General features: G+C 27.6%; 2 protein-coding genes. Both read left to right on the forward strand.

Translation table 11 applies throughout. From position 1 onward, the window contains the following. Nucleotides 1-606 (forward strand): glycosyltransferase family protein (locus tag EZH24_RS12045; RefSeq protein ID WP_137999313.1); only part of this gene is annotated, 606 nt, incomplete at its 5' end. 217 nt (nucleotides 607-823) lie between these two features. Further along, on the forward strand, nucleotides 824-1,288 hold a 465-nt coding region (locus EZH24_RS12055), incomplete at its 3' end, for an acyl-ACP thioesterase domain-containing protein (RefSeq protein WP_137999314.1).

Here is a 1,288-nt window from a genome sequence, read left to right on the forward strand (position 1 = left end):
TTAAAATCGGTTAATGTTAGAACATTTTTAAAATCGGTTAATGTTAGAACATTATTAACAAAGACTGGAGAAGGAAAACAAGGCGCGCAATTTAGGATGGGATTTGATTATATATTAAACGAAGGATACGATGGAATAATAACTATAGACGGAAATAATAAAGACGGCGTAGAATATATAAAGGATTTTATTTTTAAATTAGACGAAGGTTATCAATTTATACAAGGCTCAAGGTTTATAAAAGGAGGCGTTCATAAAAATACTCCATTATTTAGATATTTAGCTGTAAAATTTATACATGCTCCGTGGATAAGCAAAATGTCGGGTTTTCATTATACCGATACCACTTCGGCATATAGAGGAATATCAAGCGAAGTTTTACTGGACAAGAATATTAATATTTTTAGAAATATTTTTTCAGGATACGAATTATTATTTTATATGTCGGTAATGATTCCTAAAGTCGGATATAAAACTTGCGAAATACCAGTTTCGAGAATATATCCTAAAAATGCCAAAACTCCTACAAAAATATCTTTTAAAGAAAATTTTAATATAATAAAAACACTATATAAACTTAATAAAGGATTGTATAATAATAAATAAAAATATTATGCAATTGCATGTTTAATAATATTATCAGGCTTGTCTTTTTCAATAGGACTTTTAATGAACGCTATAAACAAAGTGTTAAGCGAGAATAGGAGGTTTAAATATAACTGCCAATAGTTAAAATGTTGAATATTTTGACAATTCTATTTTACTATTATATAATATAAAAACTTAAAAATTAAAAAATAAATGATAAACGATAGGCTTTTATATGTATGAAATGAAAACGGTTGTAAAAACGAGTCAAATAGACAAAGACGGACTTTTAAAAACTTCTTCAATATTCGATATTATGCAAGATTGCTCTTTTTTTCAATTGGACAGCGAGAGCGAACTAACGAATTATTTTAATCAAAATAATATTAGTATGTTTCTTATTTCAAGGCAAGTCGATATTTATAAACTTCCAAAATATAGTGAAAAAATTATCGCCCGAACTTATGTTTATGAATGCAACGAGGCTTACGGCTACAGAAACACGGTAATTTACGATGAAAATAATAACGAGCTTGTCGTTTGTTATGCAATCGGCGGATTTGTAGATTTGACGAATTCAAATTTGGTGAGAATCCCAAAGCCGATTATTGACGGAGTTAAATTCGATAAAAAAATTGAAATGAATTATTTGCCAAGAAAAATAAAAGTAGACAATAAAAATTTTAAAGAAGTAGACAGA

This window comes from Brachyspira catarrhinii, from assembly GCF_005518285.1.
Lineage (GTDB): Bacteria > Spirochaetota > Brachyspiria > Brachyspirales > Brachyspiraceae > Brachyspira > Brachyspira catarrhinii.